We start from the raw sequence: 2938 nt of genomic DNA, 5'->3' as shown, positions 1-2938 counted from the left end.
TATCAATATTATTAATTAAAAATTTTAACCATTGAATTTCAACAAAAACTCTATACTTAACCAAAGCATATTCAGAAAAGTATTCACCTAAAGCATCTTTAATTCCTGAATAACGTCCATCCAATGGACAAAGAGTCATACTTTCAAATTCTTGTCTCTTCATTTATTTACCACCTTTAAAATATTTTACACCAGCTTCAAATATTTTTTGGTCCATTTCACCATAAATATTCTTATTTCTATTTTCACCTTGACGTTCACTATGTGCCATCTTACCAATAACACGACCATCTGCAGATAATATACCTTCAATTGCACATAATGATCCATTTGGATTATATGGCGATTCCATTGTTGGTTTTCCATCTGTATCTACATATTGTGTAAAGACCTGACCATTATTGAATAATTCTTCAATAACTTCTACTGGTGCCACAAATCGTCCTTCTCCATGAGAAATTGGTACTGTATGAATATCTCCAACATTCACATTTGCTAACCAAGGAGATTTTACAGAGCAGATTCTTGTATCAACCATCTGTGATAAGTGTCGTCCAATAGTATTGAAAGTAAGTGTTGGGTCATCTTTATCCATAGTTTTAATACGACCATATGGAAGAAGTCCTAATTTAACTAAAGCTTGGAATCCATTACAAATACCAATCATTAATCCTTCACGATTATCTAGCAAATCAGTAATTGCATCTTTCAATTTTGGATTTCTTAATACAGTTGCAATAAATTTACCTGATCCTTCTGGTTCATCACCTGCAGAGAATCCTCCAGGTAACATAATAATTTGTGCCTTTTGAATAGCCGCTTCTAATTCATCAACAGATTTCTTAATATCTTCTTCAGTTTTATTTCTAATTAATACCAATTGGACATTTGCTCCCGCTTTTTCAAAAGCACGCTTTGAATCATACTCACAGTTTGTTCCAGGGAAAACTGGAATGACAACATTCACTTCATCATAAATTTTTGAAGCATGTAAAACTGTTCTTTCATCACAATCTTTCATCATCATATCAGTTGTTGGTGCTTTTTCTTTTGTTGGATATACATCATCCAAAACACCTTCATAAATAGCATAAGCATCATCTAATGATAATGATTCATCTTGATAAGAGATAACATGTGTATCATTTGTATGACCAATAATTCTTGTATGATCTAATGTCACTACATTATCATCTTCAACTTCTAAAATAATATTTCCATAATCTTTGCAAATCAATGTCTCTAAAGCAACATCAGCAAGTTCTACACCCACTGCATTACCGAAAGCCATTTTATAAACTGCTTCAATGACTCCACCATCTTTAACAGTATAACTGCTATAAACTTTTCCATCTTGCATTAATTTCATAACAGCATCATACTGTTCTTTTAAAACATCAAAATCATAAACATGGAATTGATCCTTTGGTAACATCACTTCAACCAATGTATGCCCAGCACCTTTTAATTCAGGAGTGATAACATCTTTGACATCAGCCCCAGTAATTGCAAATGATACCAATGTAGGAGGAACATCTAAATCTTCAAATGATCCTGACATAGAATCCTTACCACCAATTGAAGGTAACTTTAATTCAGATTGAACTCTATAAGCTCCAAGTAATGCTGCAAATGGTTTCCCCCATTTACTAGGAATATCTAATAATTTTTCAAAATACTCCTGGAATGAGAAACGAATTGTATGATAGTTTCCACCCATTGCCACAATTTTAGCAATTGATTCCACAATTGCATACATTGCACCATGATATGGTGACCATTTAGAAATAAGTGGATTATACCCATGACTCATTAATGAACAAGTTGTTGTTTCTTTTCCTAAAACAGGAATCAAAGCAGCCATACCTTCAGTTTCAGTTCTTAATGTTTTCCCACCAAATGGAGATAATACTGTTCCATTTCCAATTGATGAATCAAATCTTTCAACCAGACCTTTTTGTCCACACACTGATAAACGGCTTAAAACCTCTTTTGATGTTTCAACAAATGAAGTTTGTGCTTGGTTTGTAAATGGCGTTTTATCAAAGTCTGGTAGTTTCACTTCAATTTCTTGGAATCTTGATGCACCATTCTTATCTAAGAACGCTCTATCAATATCAACAATAGTTTGACCTAAATAACTCATTGTTAAACGATTATTATCAGTGACAGTAGCAACTCTTACAACCTCTAAGTTTTCATCAATACAAGCTTGTTTAATAAACGCTTCATCACTTTCTTCAATAACAATTGCCATACGTTCTTGAGACTCAGAAATAGCCAATTCTGTACCTGTTAAACCTTCATATTTCTTTAAAACTGCATCTAAGTTAATCTTTAAACCTGGTGCCAGTTCACCAACAGCAACACAGACACCACCTGCTCCAAAATCATTACAACGTACAATTTTTTCAGAAACAGCTTTATTTCTAAATAATCTTTGAATCTTTCTTTCTTCCACTGGATTTCCTTTTTGAACTTCTGCACCAGCTGTTGTAGTTGTTTTTAATTCATGAGATTTTGATGACCCTGTAGCTCCACCAATTCCATCACGACCAGTTCTACCACCTATTAATAAAACAATATGATCTTTTAGTGGTTCTAGTCGTTTGACTTGATCTTTTGGTGCGGCTGCTACAACTGCCCCAAGTTCCATACGTTTTGCTACAAATCCATTATCATAAACTTCATGAACATAACCTGTTGTTAAACCAATTTGATTTCCATAGCTTGAAAAACCATGAGCAGCTTCCTGACAGATTTTCCTTTGAGGAAGTTTTCCCTTCATTGTTTCATCAAGAGATTTTCTTGGATCACCAGCACCAGTAATACGCATAGATTGATAGACATATGCTCTTCCTGATAATGGATCACGGATTGCTCCACCTAAACATGTTGCAGCTCCACCAAATGGTTCAATTTCTGTAGGATGGTTATG

General features: G+C 33.9%; 1 protein-coding gene and 1 pseudogene. Both read right to left on the bottom strand.

Annotation, left to right across the window (positions count from 1 at the left end; all coding sequences use genetic code 11):
* Window positions 1-163, bottom strand: a pseudogene (locus tag AC5M21_RS15960) (adenylosuccinate lyase); the annotation flags it as partial.
* The coding region (locus AC5M21_RS15955) for a phosphoribosylformylglycinamidine synthase (protein WP_493531532.1) at window positions 164-2938 on the bottom strand (2775 nt) is incomplete at its 5' end.

The sequence above is a fragment of the Coprobacillus sp. genome (genome assembly GCF_984815275.1).
Note: the sequence above shows the minus strand (reverse complement) of the source record. Positions and strands in the feature narration are given on the sequence as shown.